The following is a 17,490-nucleotide window of genomic DNA, read 5'->3' as shown; positions in this document are numbered from 1 at the left end:
TTAGGTGTTTTATTTGTTATTTTACAATTTTTAGGTTTTAATCAAATTATTGAAAATGGCTACTTTTTTACAGGAAGCGAGAGTAATGTTACAACCTCATTTTTGTATATTGTCGTGATTTTGCACTTGGCACACCTTTTTGGAGGCTTAATTGCCCTCTTTATTATAATTTATAATCATTTTAAACAAAAGTACAATTCAACACAATCCCTTGGTATTGAGCTTGGTGCAATGTTTTGGCATTTTCTTGACATCTTATGGATTTTGTTGTTTTTATTTTTCTATTTTTACAAATAGAAAAAAAATGTAAATTTGGGAACTTTTTAACTAAGAACTATATATGGGACCGACAGTTACTAAAACTGATGAAAAAATCTGGGATGGCGGAAATGAGCCGTTGAAAGCCAGTTATGGAAAACTAATGATGTGGTTTTTCATTTTATCTGATGCGTTAACCTTTACGGGATTTCTTGCCGCATATGGTTTTTCTAGATACAAATTTATTGATAGCTGGCCAATTGCTGATGAAGTGTTTAATCACTTTCCGTTTTTACACGGACATGATTTACCAATGCTTTATGTAGCTTTAATGACTTTTGTGTTGATTTTTTCATCTGTAACAATGGTATTAGCTGTTGATGCAGGACATCATTTACAAAAATCGAAAGTTGCCTTTTATATGTTCTTAACTGTTTTAGGTGGTTTGATTTTCGTTGGCTCTCAAGCTTGGGAGTGGAAAAACTTTATCAAAGGTGAATATGGAGCTATCGAAACAAAAGGAGGAAGCATTATTCAATTTGTAGACCAAGACGGTAAACGTTTTAAAGTATCTGATTTTGCTTTAACCTTAAACGAAGACCGAGTAGAACACACTAGAAAAGATGGTATTTGGTTCGTAAAAGACGAAAGAAGCCTACCAACTTATTCAGTGAATGAAGTGGTTGAAGGTTTTAAAGCTAATCCAAATTTATTGGTGAGAACCCAAGTAACTTATCATGACAAGAATGATAAAAAAGGAGTTCATGGAACTTTAAACAAAGAAAAACATAAAACTATTTTAACTAGAGAAGAATCATTAGCTAGATTAAATGATGCTGTTTATGTTGTTGAAGGAGCTAACTTAATTAGAAATGAATACGGAAACAAGCAGTTTGCAAACTTCTTCTTTTTCATTACAGGTTTTCACGGATTCCACGTTTTTTCTGGAGTAATTATCAACTTTATTATTTTCTTAAATGTTGTTTTAGGCACGTATGAGAAAAGAAGAAGTTATGAAATGGTAGAAAAAGTTGGTTTATATTGGCACTTTGTAGATTTAGTTTGGGTATTTGTATTTACCTTCTTCTACTTAGTATAATTTTAAAATAAAGTATAAAAATGACACACGAACATAATTTAGCAATTTTTAGAGGTAAACTAAAGTTTAAATCAAACGAGCACAAAATTTGGGGAGTTTTGATTTTTCTTTCTATCGTTACGGCGATTGAGGTAGTGTTAGGGATTTATAAACCCGAAATACTAATGACACCGTTTATTGCTCCTTTTGAAGGAGGATTTGGAGCAACATTGGCCAATATCTTTTTGTCTCCTTTAATCTTTTTAATTCCATTGAATTTAATTTTCTTAGTGCTTACCGTCGTAAAAGCCTACTATATTACTTGGGATTTTATGCACATGCGAGACGAAAGCACCACATTGAAAAGAGCTGTCGTATGGTCATTTGTTTTCTTAGCTCTATATATCGCTCTTTTGTTTTTATTAGAAGCAGATTATATTTATGAAGTATATAAAACATCATTGATGAAGTGGAACTTTTAACACGATATTAAATCAATTTTAAGGTATGCTTTGCATACCTTTTTTATTTTTGTAAAATAGAAAAAATACATTTGCAATGAAAAAGTATATTGTTCTTTTTGTCTTGTTTTTTTTGCCCATAGTGGCCTATCTTTTCTTTGCATCAGGAGTGCATAATTTTGTCAATTTACCAACAGTAACGGCTTCTATCCCCGATTTAGGAGAATGGAAAGACCAAGAAGGAAATAATTTTTCTCTAGATGATAAAATAACCGTGATTGGATTCCCTGGAACCGAAATTCTATATAATAAAGGAGATGCTTTTAACCTAAATCAAAAGATTTATGATAAAGTGCGGGAATTTAAAGACTTTCAACTCATTATGATTGTCCCTAAAGGAACAGAGACTCAAACGCAAGAAGTGATAGAACAATTAGGTGCAATCTCTGATTTGTCAAAATGGCATTATGTGTTTGCTACTCCAGAGGAAATAAAAACCTACTATGAACACTTAAATTTAGTGGGGCAATTAGATCAAAACCTTCGAACACCAAATGTATTTATTATAGATAAAAAAAGAAACCTTCGCGGTAGAAAAGGTAATAATTTAAAAGGCGAACCCGAATATAAAGAAGGTTACAACACCATTTCGGCTGCAGATTTACACAATCAAATGAGTGACGACATGAAAATAATTTTAGCAGAATACCGTTTGGCCTTAAAAAAGAACAGTGCAGACAGAATAAAATAGACCATGAAAAATAAATCCTACATCGGAATCTCCTTTATTATTTTAGTATTCGGAATTATTTTTATACCGCGAATTATTGACAGGATTAAAAATGATGATGTTACAAAAATGGATCGGTTAAACATAAACGGACAAAAAGAAACAACGGAAGATTTAATAATGAAAATTGGGCCTGCTCCAAAATTTAGTTTAATAAATCAATTTAATCAACTTGTAACCAACGAAACGTATAAAGGAAAAGTCTATTTAGTAGAGTTTTTCTTTTCTACTTGCCCTACGATTTGTCCTTTGATGAACGAAAATATGATTAAAATTCAAAATCATTTTGAAGGGAATCCAAATTTCGGAATTGTATCCATCACCATCAATCCAGAACACGATACACCAGAAGTGCTTAAAGCCCATGCAGAGCATTTAGGAATCAATAACCCTAACTGGAATTTTCTTTCAGGCGAAAAAAACTATATTTTTGACCTGGCAAACAAAGGATTTAATATTTATGCAGGTCAAAATAAAGACGTCGATGGAGGATTTGAACACTCGGGCTTATTTGCTTTAATTGATAAAAATGGGAATATACGAAGTCGTAAAGATACTTTTGGAAATCCAATTGTGTATTATGACGGACTTGAAGAAGCCGGGGTTTTAGCGTTGCAACAAGATATTAAAGTTTTGTTAGAAGAATAAAAGCATGGAAAATCAAGAAAAAGTAGAACAAGAATATTCTGTAGAGAGGAAGTTTAACCGGTTTATTGTGGTTGTTTCCATTCTGATACCGATAATAGTGGCGATTTTATTTAGCGTTAAACTCAAAGATTATGGAATTAATATTGAACCGCTCACTTTTTTGCCTCCTATTTATGCCGTTATTAATGGTTTTACTGCAATGATGTTAATTTTAGGCGTGTATTCTATTAAAAACGGAAACGTTAAAGCTCATCAAATTTTTATGAAAACGGCAATTGCATGCTCAGTCGTTTTTTTGGTCATGTATTTAGCCTATCATATGACTTCTGATAGTGCCGTTTATGGAGGTGAAGGAGTTATTCGGTATGTCTATTTTTTCATTCTAATCACTCACATCATTCTTTCCATAGTCATTATTCCTTTGGTGTTAATCACCTATGTTAAGGCTTTGGCAGAACGATTTGACAAGCATAAAAAAATAGCACGGATTACTTTTCCTATTTGGTTATACGTAGCTACTACTGGTGTTATAATCTATCTTATGATTTCTCCTTATTATGCGTAACATATACTTGAAATATTTAGCAATTGGTATGATTTTGTTGAATAGCATCGCTACTTCAGCTCAATGTGCCATGTGTCGTGCAGCACTTGAAAGTGAAGACGGAGGCAATAAAGCCGAAGCAATTAATAATGGGATTGTCTACTTAATGGCTTTTCCTTATATCATGGTGGCCATCGTATTTTATGTGGTTTATCGAATGAAATATAAGAAAAAACCAAAAGCTATTGATTAAGGCTTTTAATTATTCCATTCCATCAATTTTAATATCCATTTGACCACTTGTTTGAATAAATGCTAAAATTGCTTTTTCTGTCAGTTCAATTTTTTGAAATTCAAAATCAGATAAAGTCCCATTCACATAAACTCCCTTCATAGGCGAGTAATTAGAAAGATAAGACATGACATTTTGTTTTCCTTCCGTTAAATTAGGTTGAATAGAATACCGACAACTCTCTTGAATTTTTCTTAAAATAAAACCCTGTGCTAACCAATTGGCCGAACGATGCAATACATTTTTGGTTTCTAAAACATAATCTAATTTATCAAAATAAATTTCTTTGGTTTCAGTATTATATTGAGGAAAACCCGCTAAATAAATTTTTCCGTTGATGCTTCCTTGAATTGTTAAGGCTACAATCATCTTCCCGTTTTTATGCCAAAGTTGCACCTCGTTTACTTTGACTTTTCGAGTGCCATCACTAAATTCTTGACCTTGAAAATTTTTTGTCATAATACGAGAGGCATCTTCATAAGATGAAACCGCGATTAGGTTTGCTGTGATTTTATCGGGCATTTTAGCAACTGGTTTCAATAGAATTTTGCTTCGGTCAAATTTTTTCTCAGGCTCATTGCCAACTACTGTTTCCATGGCACATTTTAAACCCATATCTAAGGAGATTTCTTCTTTTTTCAATTGGGCATCGGTGACATATAATTCTATTGGAACAATTCTAAACCAACTCGAATAAGCTTCGCTCATTTCTAATGGAGTGGCAATTTTATCTAAAGCATCTAAAACTTGTGGTTTAAAGTTTAACGATTCTTGAATTGCTGTATCAATACTTTTTTCAATTTTCGATTTGAATAAGCGAATTGTTGGGTTAACAATATAAGTGATTGGCAGATTTTTTCCTGCGATTGAAACCGATGGACTTTCTACCCAATCTAACGATTTTAAAACGGTTTTTGCTTGTAATTGCCAGTTTGTTAAATGAACATCACTCACCAAAACAACGATAGCATTTAGATTAAACTCTTTGGTATCATAAAATTGAATTCCCATTTTGTCAAAACCATACCGGTATGTTGCATTTATTTTTAAAGGCAATGTTGTTTTTATCTTATAAACACTCCCTTCTTTTTCGCTTTCAATTTTAATAGGTGCTTGCTTCCATACTTTCATCAACAAGTCGTCATCTTTTATAATGCTATCATTATAAATTAATCCTTGCAGCAATTTATTGGTCTGTTTTTCAATATCTTTTAGTCGAATGGTTACGGGAAGTTTCACAAAAGAAGTGGCGGTTTCATAAACTAGTGGAGCTGCCGCAGAAGGTTCAGGTTTAATAGTTTCAATTTTTTTGGCAGTCGAACAACTCGATAAAACAACGATAGCTAGCAAAACGAAGCTTGTAATAATCAAATATTTCATATTTAATTTTTCTTTTTAAAACGTAAAAGTACTTTATTTTAAGATTCTTTCATTTTCTTGTAACACAAAAACACTTTTGACGTCTTATTGATAACAAAGCAAAAAGCGTTAAATTTGCATCTTTACATGAATAAAACAACTATAAAATCGCAGATGAAGAATAATAAATGGACAAAATTAATTTGGTTTGTGATGTTATTTGGATTTTCAATTCAAGCCCAAACCAAAAAATGGACTTTAGAAGAATGTGTTATTTACGCTTTAGAAAATAACATCACGATTAAGAATACAGCCTTAGATGGAGAACTTGCTGATATCGAAAAAAAAGGAGCCATCGGTAATTTTTTGCCAACGATTAATGCTAATTCTTCCCATTCTTGGAATATTGGTTTAAACCAAAATATTACAACAGGTTTATTAGAAAATCAGACAATTCAATATACAGCTGCAGGAGTCCAAGTTGGCGTGACTATTTATAATGGTCTTCAAAGTCAGAAACGCTTGCGAAGAGCAAATTTATCAAAAGTTGCTAGTCAATATCAACTCACTAAAATGCAAGAGGACATTTCATTAAATGTAGCGAATGCATTTTTACAAATTTTATTCAACAAAGAGAATTTAAAAGTTCAAAAGGAACGATTGGCTAATGATGTAAAGCAAATGGAACGTTCGTCGCAACTACTAGAAGCTGGAATTATTCCAAGAGTAGATTTGTTAGACATGAAAGCTACAGTGGCAAGCGATGAACAATTGGTTATTGCCGCAGAAAATAGTCTTTTGATTTCAAGATTAAGTTTAGCTCAGTTGTTGCAGTTAGATGATTTTGTCAATTTTGATATTGTAGATGAAGAGTATGAAGCACCATCTAATGAAATGCTTCTCAAATCTCCAATAGATATTTATGAAAAAGCGAAGCAAGAACGAGTTGAATTAAAAATCGCTAAAGCGAATTTAGAAATTGCCGAAAAAGATTTAGCAATCACCAAAGGAAGTTTTCAGCCTAATTTAAGAGGATTTTATTCCTTTGATACTAGAGCTGCAGATTCAGATCGATTTGTTGGCGTTCAATTAGACCCTAATGTGCCCACAACGCCAATTGGAGTAGTGCAAGAAACCAATCAAGTTGTTGTGCAACCAAATTTTAATACTGTAACAGACGGTGCTTTACCAATTTTTGAACAGTTTGATTTAAATAAAGGACAAAGTGTTGGTGTGCAATTAAGCATTCCAATATTAAACGGATTTGCAACCAGAACCAGTGTAGAACGTTCTAAGGTTGCTGTAGAACGGAGTAAAATTGCTTATGAACAAGAAGAACTTACCCTACAACGAAATGTTTATACGGCTTTCACCGATACCAAAGGAGCTCTCAATGCCTATGAAGCGGCCCTAATCACTTTAGAAGCAAGACAAGAAGCTCATTTATATGCTAGCGAACGATTTGACGTTGGTTTAATGAATGCCTTTGATTATAATCAATCCCTTTCGTTATTTGTAAACGCTCAATCAGATGTTCTTCGTACTAAGTATGATTACATTTTTAAAACAAAAATTTTAGAATTTTATTTCGGAATTCCAATCATTCAAAAACCATAAATTATGTCAAAGAAAACTGTTTATACCTTTTTAGGAATAGCCGTTGTTATTATTATTGTATTGTTTACCTTATCTAAATTGGGCGTTATAGGAAATAAAAATTTAGGAAAAGAGGTAGAATTAGCCAATGTTTCTGAAATGACTATAGTCGAAACTGTTTCGGCAACAGGAAAAATTCAACCGGAAACGGAAATTAAAATTTCATCCGAAGTATCAGGCGAAATTATTGAATTGCCTATTGTAGAAGGCCAAATGGTTAAAAAAGGACAATTGTTAGTGCGAATCAATCCTGATTTATATACCTCAAGTTTAAATCGTTCTGTGGCTGGATTATCTAATACTAAAGCAGGGTTAAACCAAGCAGAAGCCTCTTTAAAAGAAGCACAAGCCAATTACAATCGAAACAAATCATTGTTTGAAAAAGGAATTATTTCTAAATCAGAATGGGATAAAATTGTGGCTGTTTATGAAGGAGCTCAAGCAGCTAAACAAGCCGCTTATTTTGGTGTTCAAAGTGCAAGTGCTACCGTTACAGAAGCTCGTGATAACTTAGGAAGAACCACTATTTATGCTCCTGCTGATGGAACCGTTTCGTTATTGTCTGTCGAATTGGGCGAACGCGTTTTAGGAACCCAACAAATGACAGGAACCGAAATTTTGCGTGTTGCCAATCTTAATAATATGGAAGTGGAAGTTGATGTGAATGAAAATGATATTGTAAAAATTAGCATTGGAGATTCGACAAATATTGAAGTGGATGCCTATTTGAAAAAAGAATTTAAAGGAGTAGTGACAAGCATTTCCAACTCGGCCAGTACCGCAGTTTCTGCAGATCAAGTAACCAACTTTAAAGTTAAAGTGCGAATTATAAAAGACTCGTATCAAGATTTGATGGAAGGAAAACCAGAAAATTATTCTCCTTTTCGCCCAGGAATGACTGCAACCGTTGATATTATTACCAAACGAAAAGAAAAAGTATTAGGCGTTCCAATTAGTGCAGTGGTAATGAAAGCAGACACCACAGGAACCAATAAAGTGGAAGTAAAACCAGAAGACTCTGACGAGGACGAAATCGTAAAAAAATTAGATAAAAAATTAGAATGTGTTTTTGTGAAAGTAGGCGATAAAGCTAAAATTAGAGTTATTAAAACTGGAATTCAAGACGATTCTAATATTGAAATAAAAGAAGGACTGCAAAAAGGCGATGTCGTAATTATTGGCCCGTATACTACAGTAACCAAAGAGTTAAGTTCGGGTGATGCGGTTTACGTAAAATCAGAGGAAGAAAAAGCAAAAGAAAATGCAAAGTTGAATGAAAAGAAAAAATAAACTTTTTTGAATTAATAAAAGAAAGGGAACTAAATTTTAGTTTCCTTTTTTTATGTCTTATTTTTGCTCCATTAAATAGAATTATGACTTACATTCTCAATATAGAAACAGCTACAAAAAACTGTTCTGTTGCATTGGCTAAAGACGGAGAAATCTTGTTTTGTGAAGAAATTGCAGAAGAAGGTTATTCACATGCTGAAAAACTACATGTTTTTATTCAATCGGTTTTAGAAAAAGCAAGTCTTAGTTTTAAGGATTTATCGGCTGTTGCCGTAAGTCAAGGCCCTGGTTCTTATACCGGTTTACGAATTGGTGTTTCTTCTGCAAAAGGACTTTGTTTGGCTTTGTCAATTCCGTTAATTGCAGTTGACACGTTACAAGTTTTGGCCGCACAAGTGAAAGTAAATTCTGGATTAATTGTACCGATGATAGATGCCCGAAGAATGGAAGTCTACACCGCTGTATTTGATGCTCATTTGCAAAAGTTAAGCGATATAAAACCGGAAATTCTAACAGAAAATTCATTTCAAGACTTACAAGAAACCGTTTACTTTATTGGTGATTGTGCTGAAAAAGCAAAAACTGTCCTGAAAAAAGAGAATTTTATTTTTTTAGAAAAAGTCATTTATCCTTCTGCAAGAGAAATGGCGTTGCTTAGTTTTAATTTATTTCAACAAAACAAAGTAGAAAGCGTCGCCTATTTTGAGCCATTCTATCTCAAGGAATTTCGATTTGCCAAATAAAAGCAATCAGAATTATTTTGTTTGTTTGATATGAACATCGGTTTGTGGGAATGGAATTTCAATGTTATTTTCATCAAATTTAAGTTTGATTTGCTCTAAAATATCAGAACGCATATCAAAAAAACCATCAATATTTCCCCATGGTCTAACAGACAAATTAATTGAACTAGAAGCTAAATCCTTCACTAAAACTACTGGAGCAGGTTCTTTTAATACCTTCGGATGATTATTCATTACTTCCAGAGCCAGTTCTTTTGCTAATTTAATATTAGAATCATAACCAATACCAATAGTTAAATCTGCTCGACGGGTATCTGCATAAGTATAATTTGTAATGTTTCCGTTTGAAAGCGAACCGTTTGGAACAAAAATATGTTGATTATCAACGGTGCTTAATTCGGTTACAAAAATTTGAATTTGCTTCACCGTTCCCATCACACCTTGCGCTTCAATAAAATCACCCACTTTAAATGGTTTAAACATGATTATTAAAACGCCACCTGCAAAATTAGAAAGCGAACCTTGAAGCGATAAACCAACGGCTAAACCAGCCGCACCAATGATAGCTACAAACGAAGAATTTTCTACGCCTAATCGAGAAATTACGGTAACAAAAAGAAGTATTTTAAGCGTCCAAATTAAGATATCAGCCAAAAATTTAGAAAGGGTGGGCTCCATTTCTCTTTTGGTCATGATTCGAGTAATCAATTTTCTGATTAATTTGATGGCCGTCCACCCAATAACAAAAATAAGAGCAGCAGAAATTAATCTTGGGGAATATTCCATCAAAACAGTGATAAAATAATCCCAATAACGCGTTACATAATCTGTGTTTACAGTAATTAAAGTCATAAAAAAAAACTACATTCCTTTGGTGGTTTGCAGGTTGGCAAGTTACAATTTTAAAGACTTTTTTTTTATAAAAAAAACCTAAAGTTTAGTCGGCGTTTTCGTCGGCTGCTTTTTTTATTTCTTCTATTTTCTGCTCTAAATCTTCAGAAATTTCTTCTGCTTCTTGAGAGATACTTACTACAACTTCTTCGGTTTTTTCTACTCCAGGAGCTGTAAATTCGTGTACTTTTTCACGGACATCGTCTACTGCATTTTCGATACAATCACCAATCTTTTCAGCATATTCAGAGACAACATCTTTTGCTTTTTCTGTATATTGCTCGGCTTTTTCCACCATTTCTGGATAGGATTCCTTGATTTTTTGTGATTTTTCTTCTACAAAATCTTCTGCTTTAGAAGCATATTCAGAAGCTTTATTTTTTACTTCATCAATTACAACTTCCGTTTTATCTACTGTTTTTGACGCTGTTTCTTTGGCAGAGCCAAATAAATCTTTAAAAAATTGACCTATTCCCATTTGTAAAGTTGTTGTTAGTTTCTTCCAAATTTACTAAATACTTGGTTATAAATTTCAATGGAAGGATTTAATTCTTTTTATAATTTTCAAAAATATTTTCAGCTATCGTATACGCTTAAAGTTGTCAGATTAAACAGATGTTCGTTAGCTAAAAAAGTTTTTATTATAGTTAGAACTTGTTTTTAAATAGAGTAGGTTAGAATTAATTTAAAAAAGCGTTCCTTATGAGAACGCTTAAGATTTAAGTTAAATAGTTGTTATTCAATTTCAAAAGTGAGTTTTACATTCACTCGAAATTCTGTGATTAATCCATCATTCACAACTGCACTATGCTCTTTTACGTAGACAGAACGAATGTTTTTTAACGATTTTGAGGCTTGGATTACTGCATTTTTTCGTTGCTTCTTCCCAGCTGTTTTCAGAGCTAGAAAGTACTTCAATTACTTTTAAGATAGCCATAATAATATGTTTTTAATTAGCTAAAGTTACAAAATTAATAGGAGAGGTCAAATAATAATTTCAATTTGATAACATTAAGTTAACATACTTTAAAAATACTTGGCGGATTTTTGTGCCAAATTAGAAGTTCATATTATGGAACAAGTTTATGTGGTGATGTTGGTGGTCTTAGCTATTTTAGCTATGCTTGATTTGGTAGTAGGTGTGAGTAACGACGCGGTTAATTTTCTAAATTCTTCCATCGGTTCTAAGGCCATCTCTTTTAGAACAACCATGATTGTAGCCAGTTTAGGAGTAGCTATTGGAGCTTTGTTTTCAAGTGGTATGATGGAAATCGCCAGAAGCGGAATTTTCGTTCCTAGTATGTTTAGCTTTCACGACGTCATGCTTATTTTTCTAGCCGTCATGATTACTGATATATTATTGCTCGACGTGTTTAATTCCATGGGATTACCTACTTCTACAACCGTTTCTATTATATTTGAATTACTAGGGGCAGCCGTTTGTTTGGCCCTTTATAAAATTTATATGCAAGGCGATGGATTTGATACTTTAGGAACCTATATAAATACAGAAAAGGCATCTAATATTGTAACGAGTATTCTGCTTTCTGTCCTATTATCTTTTGGTATTGGTAGTTTTGTGCAATATATCTCTCGTTTAATTTTTACTTTTCAATATCAAAAAAGAGTAAAATATATTGGTTCTTTATTTGGAGGAATAGCGATTACTGCAATTTCATTTTTCATTTTAGTTAAAGGATTAAAAGGTGTTTCTTTTATTGATAAAGAAACTTCCTCATGGATTGATAGTCATCAATTATTAATTATCGGCATAAATTTTATCTTCTTTACCGTTTTATCACAAGTTTTAATCACTTTTTTTAAAGTCAATATTCTTAGGGTAATTATTATTGTAGGAACGTTTGCATTGGCCCTAGCTTTTGCTGGAAATGATTTAGTTAATTTTATTGGTGTTCCCATTGCAGCATTTAATTCCTATCAAATTTATAGTAGTTCAGGTCTTCCTGGCAATGAATTAATGATGGGTGCCTTGGCCAATGATAATATTGTTGCTCCGTTTTACTTTTTAGCTTTTGCAGGTTTAATCATGGTAGTGACTTTATGGACATCCAAAAAAGCAAAAAGTGTCATTGAAACTGGCGTGAACCTATCCCGTCAAGGTGATGGTGTCGAAAAATTTTCACCCAATACGTTATCTCGCTTCATTGTGAGAGGTGGCGTTTATTTGGGTCAAGGAATCAATTATTTTTTACCCCAATCGATTCAGTTAAAAATTGATAAACAGTTTGAAAAACCCGAATTAAAAGGCAAAAAACGTAAAGATGAACCTGCTTTTGATATGGTTCGAGCATCCGTAAACTTAATGGTTGCTAGTATCTTGATTTCTATCGGTACCTCTTTACAACTGCCATTATCTACTACTTACGTGACCTTTATGGTTGCGATGGGAACGTCGTTTGCCGACCGAGCTTGGGACAGAGAAAGTGCTGTATATCGAGTAGCCGGCGTTTTTAATGTAATTGGCGGATGGTTTGTGACCGCAATTGTAGCCTTTACCGGTGCTTTTATCATGGCTTTTATTTTAAAAACAGGTGAAGTCTATGCTTTTGTAGGATTAATTGTCTTGTTGGCCATTTTTCTTTATCGCAGTGCGAGAAGACATACCAAAAAGAAAACCGAAGAAGAGTCGTTAGTAAAATTTAAAAGAGAAGACATCGTAACCATCAATGAGATTGTAAACGAGAGTTCTGAGCAAATTGCACATGTTATCGCAGCGACCAATAAGTTGTATAGCGATGTAGTTGACAACTTGGGTTTACAAGATTTAGCAAAATTAAAAGAGAACAAAAAAACACTTAAAAAACTAGAAAAAGAAGTAGATGAATTGAAAAGTAATGTCTATTATTTTATAAAAAACCTGGACGAAACCTCGGTAGAAGCTAGTAAATTTTATATTATGATTTTGGGTTATTTGCAGGATATGATTCAGTCCTTAGCCTTTATTACACAAAATAGTTATTCGCACATTAATAACAATCATAAACAATTAAAGTTCAATCAAATTCGTGATTTAAAAACAATCGACAACGATATTGAAAACTTATTTTCTAAATTAGAGTTTATTTTCGAAAACAAATCTTTTGAAAGGTTAGATGAAGTCATCGTTGAAAAATCAGCTATTTTAGAAAATGTTTCAGAGCTCATTCAAAAGCAAATTACGCGAATTCGAACCGTAGAAACTAGTCCGAAAAACAGTAAACTTTATTTTGGATTATTACTTGAAACAAACGATTTGATTAAAGCAACGATGAACTTGCTAGAGCTATTCAAAGAGTTCACGATGCACGAAAAAACCAAAAAATAAAGACTAAATAAAAAACGAGCCCAATATTGTATCGGGCTCGTTTTTAGTAATTTTTAGCTGAAAAGAACTACTCTTTTAAGGTTGAAATCCAGAAGTGTCTTAGGCGTTAATTGCTTCCACTTTAATGTCGGCATCATGCAGCATATCTTTTAGAATATTTTCAATCCCGTTTTTTAACGTAAATGTCGAAGAAGGACAACCGCTACAAGCTCCTTGTAAAACTACTTTCACACGTTTTTCGGCTTCGTCATAAGAATCAAATAAAATATTTCCACCATCTGCTTGAACGGCGGGTTTTACATATTCTTCTAAAATATTTATAATTTTTTGAGAAGTAACATCCAACGAATCAAAATTTGAAATCGCTTGTTTCTCATTTTTGGGAGCAGTTACTAATAGCGTTTCGTCAAGAATAACATTGCCGTTTTCGATATATTCTTTGATGAAAGAACGAATGTCATTTGAAATTTCTAACCATTCTACACTATTAAATTTAGTGATTGAAATATAATTTTCATCCATAAAAACTTCCTTCACATACGGAAATTTGAAAAGTTCTTTTGCTAGTGGTGAAGGAGCAGCTTCATCGATATTTTTAAATTCGGCCGTTTTTGTAGTTAGCATTTTATTGGCTACAAATTTTAAAACAGCCGGATTGGGTGTGCTTTCTGCATAAATAGTGATGGCTATTTTTTTGTTTCCCGTTTCTGATTGTAGAATAATTTGACCACCATTTGCGATAAAAGCTTCAATTTGTTCTGCAACGGCCTCTTTTACATCATCCCATTCCACTATACTAAAACGTTCAATGGCAATAAAATTACCCGATATAAAAACGGTTTTCACAAAAGGTAAATAAAATAATTGTTGTGCCAACGGACTATTTTGTGCTTCATCGATATTTTTAAACTCAAAACTTTGATTTTTGGTAATAAAATCAGTCATTTCAAATTTTAAAATGGCTGGATTCTGTGTGTCTTTAATTGTTATAGTTGACATGTTTTCTTTTTTCTGCAAATTTAACAAACTTATTTTTGGCAATTAGTTATATTTGGGGATTAAATTTTTATTAACAAAACTTTATCAGGTTTGCGTTGTTCCCAAAATAATTCAACTTGTTTTATGAATATATGAAAAAAACAATACTTTTTGCCTTATTACTTTTATTGCCTTTTTGTGTTAATGCACAATTATTTGTCAATAATACTACATTTACACCTGCAGATTTAGTGCAAAATATTCTCTTAGGAAATGGGGTAACGGTCTCTAATATTACCTTTAATGGCTCTGCAGTAAATGCGAACGCCTTTAGAGATCAGGCAGGTTTTTTTAGCACAAACACGATTCCAACTAATTTAGGCTTAACCGAAGGGGTAATACTATCTACTGGAAAAGCAACTGTTGCGGTTGGGCCAAATAATTCTAATAGTACCACTGATGCAACTGTTTTTCCTGTTGAAGGAGATCCAGATTTATTACAACTAGCAAGTGGAGCTATCAGAAACAAAGCAGTTTTAGAATTTGATTTTGTGCCAACTGGAAATCTGTTAGATTTTAAATTTGTATTTGGTTCAGAAGAATATCCTGAATATGTTGCTTCATCCTATAATGATGTATTTGGTTTTTTTTTAAGTGGACCAGGAATTGCTGGACCTTTTACTAATGGTGCTATAAACATTGCGGTCATTCCTTCTACTACTACTCCAATCTCAATTAATAATGTTAACGGAGGTTTTGCAAACGGTTGTCCAGCTACTCTGCCAGGTGGAGCTAATACAGCCTATTATGTTAATAATTGTGGAGGAGCGACTATTCAATATGATGGTTTTACAAAAGACCCCGTAAATGGTGTATTAACTGCAAGTGCTTTTGTAGAATGCGGACAAGTATACCATATTAAGTTAGCCATTGCTAACGTAGGAGATAATGGATTTGATTCTGCTGTTTTTTTGAAAGACTTCAGAGTTATCCCACTTGATTTAGGTCCCGATTTAGTGGATACTTTAGGTAGTGCTTTGTGTGTTGGACAAACACAGCTTTTAGATACAGGCTTAGCTAATACAGTTGTTCATGAATGGTATTTAGACGGCGTGCTTATTCCGGGTGAGACAGGTCCTACTTATTTAGTCACAGAATCAGGTGAATATTCTGTAATCGCTTTCCCTTTTGGAACAGCATGTCCAATGGAGGATTCTATTGTAATAGAATATTTAGATGATGAAACTAATGATCCAGATGATCTTACACAGTGCTCAGATCCTTTTGATTTAACGGTAAACACAGCTACTGTATTAGGAACGTTAGACCCTAATGATTATGAAATTGACTATTTCTATACTCAAACGGATGCTGAAAATTTCGCTAATCCAATTCCCATTTCAATCCAAACGGCATTTACGGCAGGATCTTACCCGCAAACAATTTATATGGCTGTGTCCGGTTTTTTAACTGGTTGTCTTATTGTCAAACCTTTCGATTTAATAATTTCCACATGTACTTTAGATCCACAGCCCACGCCTTTATTTGCGTGTGATGATAATCCTGTGGATGGCTTTACGCTATTCGATTTAACAGCTGCTGATACGAATGCCCTTAACGGAGCAGATCCTGCTTTATTCACGGTTTCTTACCACAACAGTCAGCCGGATGCGGATACGGGTAATTTACCGATAAATCCTGCAACTGCATACAGCGGAACAGATGGCGAGATTATTTATGTTAGAGTAGAAGAAAATGCAGTTCCTACAACTTTTGGCACCACTTCTTTTGCATTGACCATAAACCCAACGCCTTTTATTGCAGATGTCACACAAACCATCTGCTCGGGCGATACGTTCACGGTCACGCCAGCAAACACCGCTCCAGATGTGGTTCCAACGGGAACGACTTATACCTGGACAGTTTCTGCACCAGTAGGGGTTACCGGAGCTTCTGACCAAGCGACCCCACAAACAAGTATCAGTCAAACACTGATCAATACAAATTCAACCCCACAAGATGTAATTTATAGTGTAACGGCCTCGGTTGGCACGGCACCCAATGTGTGTACGGATAGCTTTACAATCACAATCACAGTGAACCCAAAACCATTAATTGCCGATGTAACCCAGAGTATTTGTACCGGAAACACCTTTACAGTTACGCCAGCAAACACGCTTCCCGATGTTGTTCCAACAGGAACGACCTATACGTGGACGGTAGTTGCGGGAGCAGTGACAGGAGCATCAGACCAGGCAACGCCACAAACCACTATTAGCCAAACCTTAAGTAATGCAACGGCGAATTCAATCGATGTTGTTTACACGGTAACAGCCTCGGTAGGCACAGTACCAAATGTATGTACGGATATTTTCACCATCACGGTAACGGTAAACCCAGAACCGCTGATTGCCGATGTTGTTCAAACCATCTGCTCGGGCGATACGTTCACGGTCACGCCAGTAAACACGGCTCCAGATGTGGTTCCAACGGGAACGACTTATACCTGGACAGTGTCTGCACCAATAGGCGTTACCGGAGCTTCTGACCAAGCGACCCCACAAACAAGTATCAGTCAAACACTGATCAATACAAATTCAACCCCACAAGATGTAATTTATAGTGTAACGGCCTCGGTTGGCACGGCACCCAATGTGTGTACGGATACTTTTACAATCACAGTAACGGTTAATCCAAAACCACTGATTGCCGATGTAACCCAGAGTATTTGTACCGGAAACACCTTTACAGTTACGCCAGCAAACACGCTTCCAGATGTTGTTCCAACAGGAACGACCTATACGTGGACGGTAGTTGCAGGAGCAGTGACCGGAGCGGCAGACCAGGCAACGCCACAAACCACGATCAGCCAAACCTTAAGTAATGCAACGGCGAATTCAATCGATGTTGTTTACACGGTAACAGCCTCGGTAGGCACAGTACCAAATGTATGTACGGATATTTTCACTATCACGGTAACGGTAAACCCAGAACCGCTGATTGCCGATGTTGTTCAAACGATATGCTCAGGCGATACGTTCACGGTCACGCCAGCAAACACGGCTCCAGATGTGGTTCCAACGGGAACGACTTATACCTGGACAGTTACTGCACCAGTAGGAGTGAGTGGAGCATCAAATCAAGCTACACCACAAACGAGTATCAGCCAAACCTTAT

Annotated in this window: 16 protein-coding genes and 1 pseudogene; 12 read left to right on the top strand and 5 right to left on the bottom strand. The window is 34.4% G+C overall.

The features are described from left to right. The 7 genes from PHR76_RS12110 to PHR76_RS12080 form a co-directional block, all read left to right on the top strand. A partial coding sequence (locus PHR76_RS12110; RefSeq protein ID WP_300063036.1) for a cytochrome c oxidase subunit 3 occupies positions 1-297 on the top strand: 297 nt, incomplete at its 5' end. 43 nt (positions 298-340) lie between these two features. Continuing rightward, positions 341-1,357 (top strand): cytochrome c oxidase subunit 3, encoded by a 1,017-nt coding sequence (locus PHR76_RS12105; protein ID WP_300063033.1) that lies wholly within the window; start codon positions 341-343, stop codon positions 1,355-1,357. Between the two features lie 20 nt (positions 1,358-1,377). Then, positions 1,378-1,818 (top strand): cytochrome C oxidase subunit IV family protein, encoded by a 441-nt coding sequence (locus PHR76_RS12100; RefSeq protein WP_300063030.1) that lies wholly within the window; start codon positions 1,378-1,380, stop codon positions 1,816-1,818. Positions 1,819-1,894: 76 nt separating this feature from the next. After that, complete coding sequence (locus PHR76_RS12095) at positions 1,895-2,548, top strand: hypothetical protein (RefSeq protein WP_300063027.1); 654 nt, start codon at positions 1,895-1,897, stop codon at positions 2,546-2,548. Positions 2,549-2,551: 3 nt separating this feature from the next. After that, on the top strand, positions 2,552-3,235 hold the full coding sequence (locus PHR76_RS12090; RefSeq protein ID WP_300063024.1) for an SCO family protein: 684 nt from the start codon (positions 2,552-2,554) through the stop codon (positions 3,233-3,235). Between the two features lie 4 nt (positions 3,236-3,239). Then, complete coding sequence (locus PHR76_RS12085) at positions 3,240-3,800, top strand: DUF420 domain-containing protein (protein ID WP_300063021.1); 561 nt, start codon at positions 3,240-3,242, stop codon at positions 3,798-3,800. Between the two features lie 28 nt (positions 3,801-3,828). After that, a complete protein-coding gene (locus PHR76_RS12080) occupies positions 3,829-4,032 on the top strand; it encodes a hypothetical protein (RefSeq protein WP_300063039.1) in 204 nt (67 codons plus the stop codon). A 9-nt stretch (positions 4,033-4,041) separates the two neighbouring features. Here the strand turns inward: PHR76_RS12080 and PHR76_RS12075 are convergent, their stop codons facing one another. Further along, on the bottom strand, positions 4,042-5,451 hold the full coding sequence (locus tag PHR76_RS12075) for a DUF4403 family protein (protein WP_300063018.1): 1,410 nt from the start codon (positions 5,449-5,451) through the stop codon (positions 4,042-4,044). Between the two features lie 153 nt (positions 5,452-5,604). On the opposite strand from PHR76_RS12075, the gene PHR76_RS12070 reads away from it, so the two are divergent. The 3 genes from PHR76_RS12070 (at position 5,605) to tsaB (ending at position 9,119) form a co-directional block, all read left to right on the top strand. After that, positions 5,605-7,047 carry a TolC family protein gene (locus tag PHR76_RS12070; protein WP_300063015.1) on the top strand — a complete coding sequence of 481 codons (1,443 nt, stop codon included), beginning with the start codon at positions 5,605-5,607 and terminating at the stop codon, positions 7,045-7,047. A gap of 3 nt (positions 7,048-7,050) precedes the next feature. Then, on the top strand, positions 7,051-8,376 hold the full coding sequence (locus PHR76_RS12065; protein ID WP_300063012.1) for an efflux RND transporter periplasmic adaptor subunit: 1,326 nt from the start codon (positions 7,051-7,053) through the stop codon (positions 8,374-8,376). Between the two features lie 83 nt (positions 8,377-8,459). Beyond that, positions 8,460-9,119: a tRNA (adenosine(37)-N6)-threonylcarbamoyltransferase complex dimerization subunit type 1 TsaB gene (gene tsaB / locus PHR76_RS12060; protein ID WP_300063009.1), complete on the top strand. Its 660-nt coding sequence runs from the start codon at positions 8,460-8,462 to the stop codon at positions 9,117-9,119. Between the two features lie 12 nt (positions 9,120-9,131). On the opposite strand, the gene PHR76_RS12055 is transcribed toward tsaB, so the two are convergent. From PHR76_RS12055 to PHR76_RS12045, 3 genes and pseudogenes are all read right to left on the bottom strand, one after another. Beyond that, positions 9,132-9,971 carry a mechanosensitive ion channel domain-containing protein gene (locus tag PHR76_RS12055; protein ID WP_300063006.1) on the bottom strand — a complete coding sequence of 280 codons (840 nt, stop codon included), beginning with the start codon at positions 9,969-9,971 and terminating at the stop codon, positions 9,132-9,134. 85 nt (positions 9,972-10,056) lie between these two features. Continuing rightward, positions 10,057-10,488: a YtxH domain-containing protein gene (locus PHR76_RS12050; RefSeq protein WP_300063003.1), complete on the bottom strand. Its 432-nt coding sequence runs from the start codon at positions 10,486-10,488 to the stop codon at positions 10,057-10,059. A gap of 257 nt (positions 10,489-10,745) precedes the next feature. After that, positions 10,746-10,947, bottom strand: a pseudogene (locus tag PHR76_RS12045) (dodecin family protein). Positions 10,948-11,082: 135 nt separating this feature from the next. Between PHR76_RS12045 and PHR76_RS12040 the strand changes: the two are divergent. Continuing rightward, entirely contained in the window at positions 11,083-13,335 is a 2,253-nt protein-coding gene (locus PHR76_RS12040; RefSeq protein WP_300063000.1) for an inorganic phosphate transporter, read from the top strand. 99 nt (positions 13,336-13,434) lie between these two features. Here PHR76_RS12040 and PHR76_RS12035 read toward each other — a convergent pair whose 3' ends face one another. Beyond that, positions 13,435-14,334 (bottom strand): NifU family protein, encoded by a 900-nt coding sequence (locus PHR76_RS12035; RefSeq protein ID WP_300062997.1) that lies wholly within the window; start codon positions 14,332-14,334, stop codon positions 13,435-13,437. Positions 14,335-14,465: 131 nt separating this feature from the next. On the opposite strand from PHR76_RS12035, the gene PHR76_RS12030 reads away from it, so the two are divergent. Further along, on the top strand, positions 14,466-17,490 hold a 3,025-nt coding region (locus PHR76_RS12030), incomplete at its 3' end, for a choice-of-anchor L domain-containing protein (protein WP_300062994.1).

This window comes from Flavobacterium sp., assembly GCF_028689845.1.
Taxonomy (GTDB): Bacteria; Bacteroidota; Bacteroidia; order Flavobacteriales; family Flavobacteriaceae; genus Flavobacterium.
The sequence above is the reverse complement of the archived record's forward strand: the minus strand, read 5'-3'. Positions and strand labels throughout refer to the sequence as shown.

Bases quoted from the DNA above. Each gene is read 5' to 3' on its own strand.
- PHR76_RS12100 (WP_300063030.1), top strand. From the start codon at position 1,378: ATGACACACGAACATAATTTAGCAATTTTTAGAGGTAAACTAAAGTTT.
- PHR76_RS12065 (WP_300063012.1), top strand. From the start codon at position 7,051: ATGTCAAAGAAAACTGTTTATACCTTTTTAGGAATAGCCGTTGTTATT.
- tsaB (WP_300063009.1), top strand. From the start codon at position 8,460: ATGACTTACATTCTCAATATAGAAACAGCTACAAAAAACTGTTCTGTT.
- PHR76_RS12075 (WP_300063018.1), bottom strand. From the start codon at position 5,451: ATGAAATATTTGATTATTACAAGCTTCGTTTTGCTAGCTATCGTTGTT.
- PHR76_RS12035 (WP_300062997.1), bottom strand. From the start codon at position 14,334: ATGTCAACTATAACAATTAAAGACACACAGAATCCAGCCATTTTAAAA.
- PHR76_RS12055 (WP_300063006.1), bottom strand. From the start codon at position 9,971: ATGACTTTAATTACTGTAAACACAGATTATGTAACGCGTTATTGGGAT.
- PHR76_RS12095 (WP_300063027.1), top strand. From the start codon at position 1,895: ATGAAAAAGTATATTGTTCTTTTTGTCTTGTTTTTTTTGCCCATAGTG.
- PHR76_RS12105 (WP_300063033.1), top strand. From the start codon at position 341: ATGGGACCGACAGTTACTAAAACTGATGAAAAAATCTGGGATGGCGGA.
- PHR76_RS12090 (WP_300063024.1), top strand. From the start codon at position 2,552: ATGAAAAATAAATCCTACATCGGAATCTCCTTTATTATTTTAGTATTC.
- PHR76_RS12085 (WP_300063021.1), top strand. From the start codon at position 3,240: ATGGAAAATCAAGAAAAAGTAGAACAAGAATATTCTGTAGAGAGGAAG.
- PHR76_RS12080 (WP_300063039.1), top strand. From the start codon at position 3,829: ATGATTTTGTTGAATAGCATCGCTACTTCAGCTCAATGTGCCATGTGT.
- PHR76_RS12070 (WP_300063015.1), top strand. From the start codon at position 5,605: ATGAAGAATAATAAATGGACAAAATTAATTTGGTTTGTGATGTTATTT.
- PHR76_RS12050 (WP_300063003.1), bottom strand. From the start codon at position 10,488: ATGGGAATAGGTCAATTTTTTAAAGATTTATTTGGCTCTGCCAAAGAA.
- PHR76_RS12040 (WP_300063000.1), top strand. From the start codon at position 11,083: ATGGAACAAGTTTATGTGGTGATGTTGGTGGTCTTAGCTATTTTAGCT.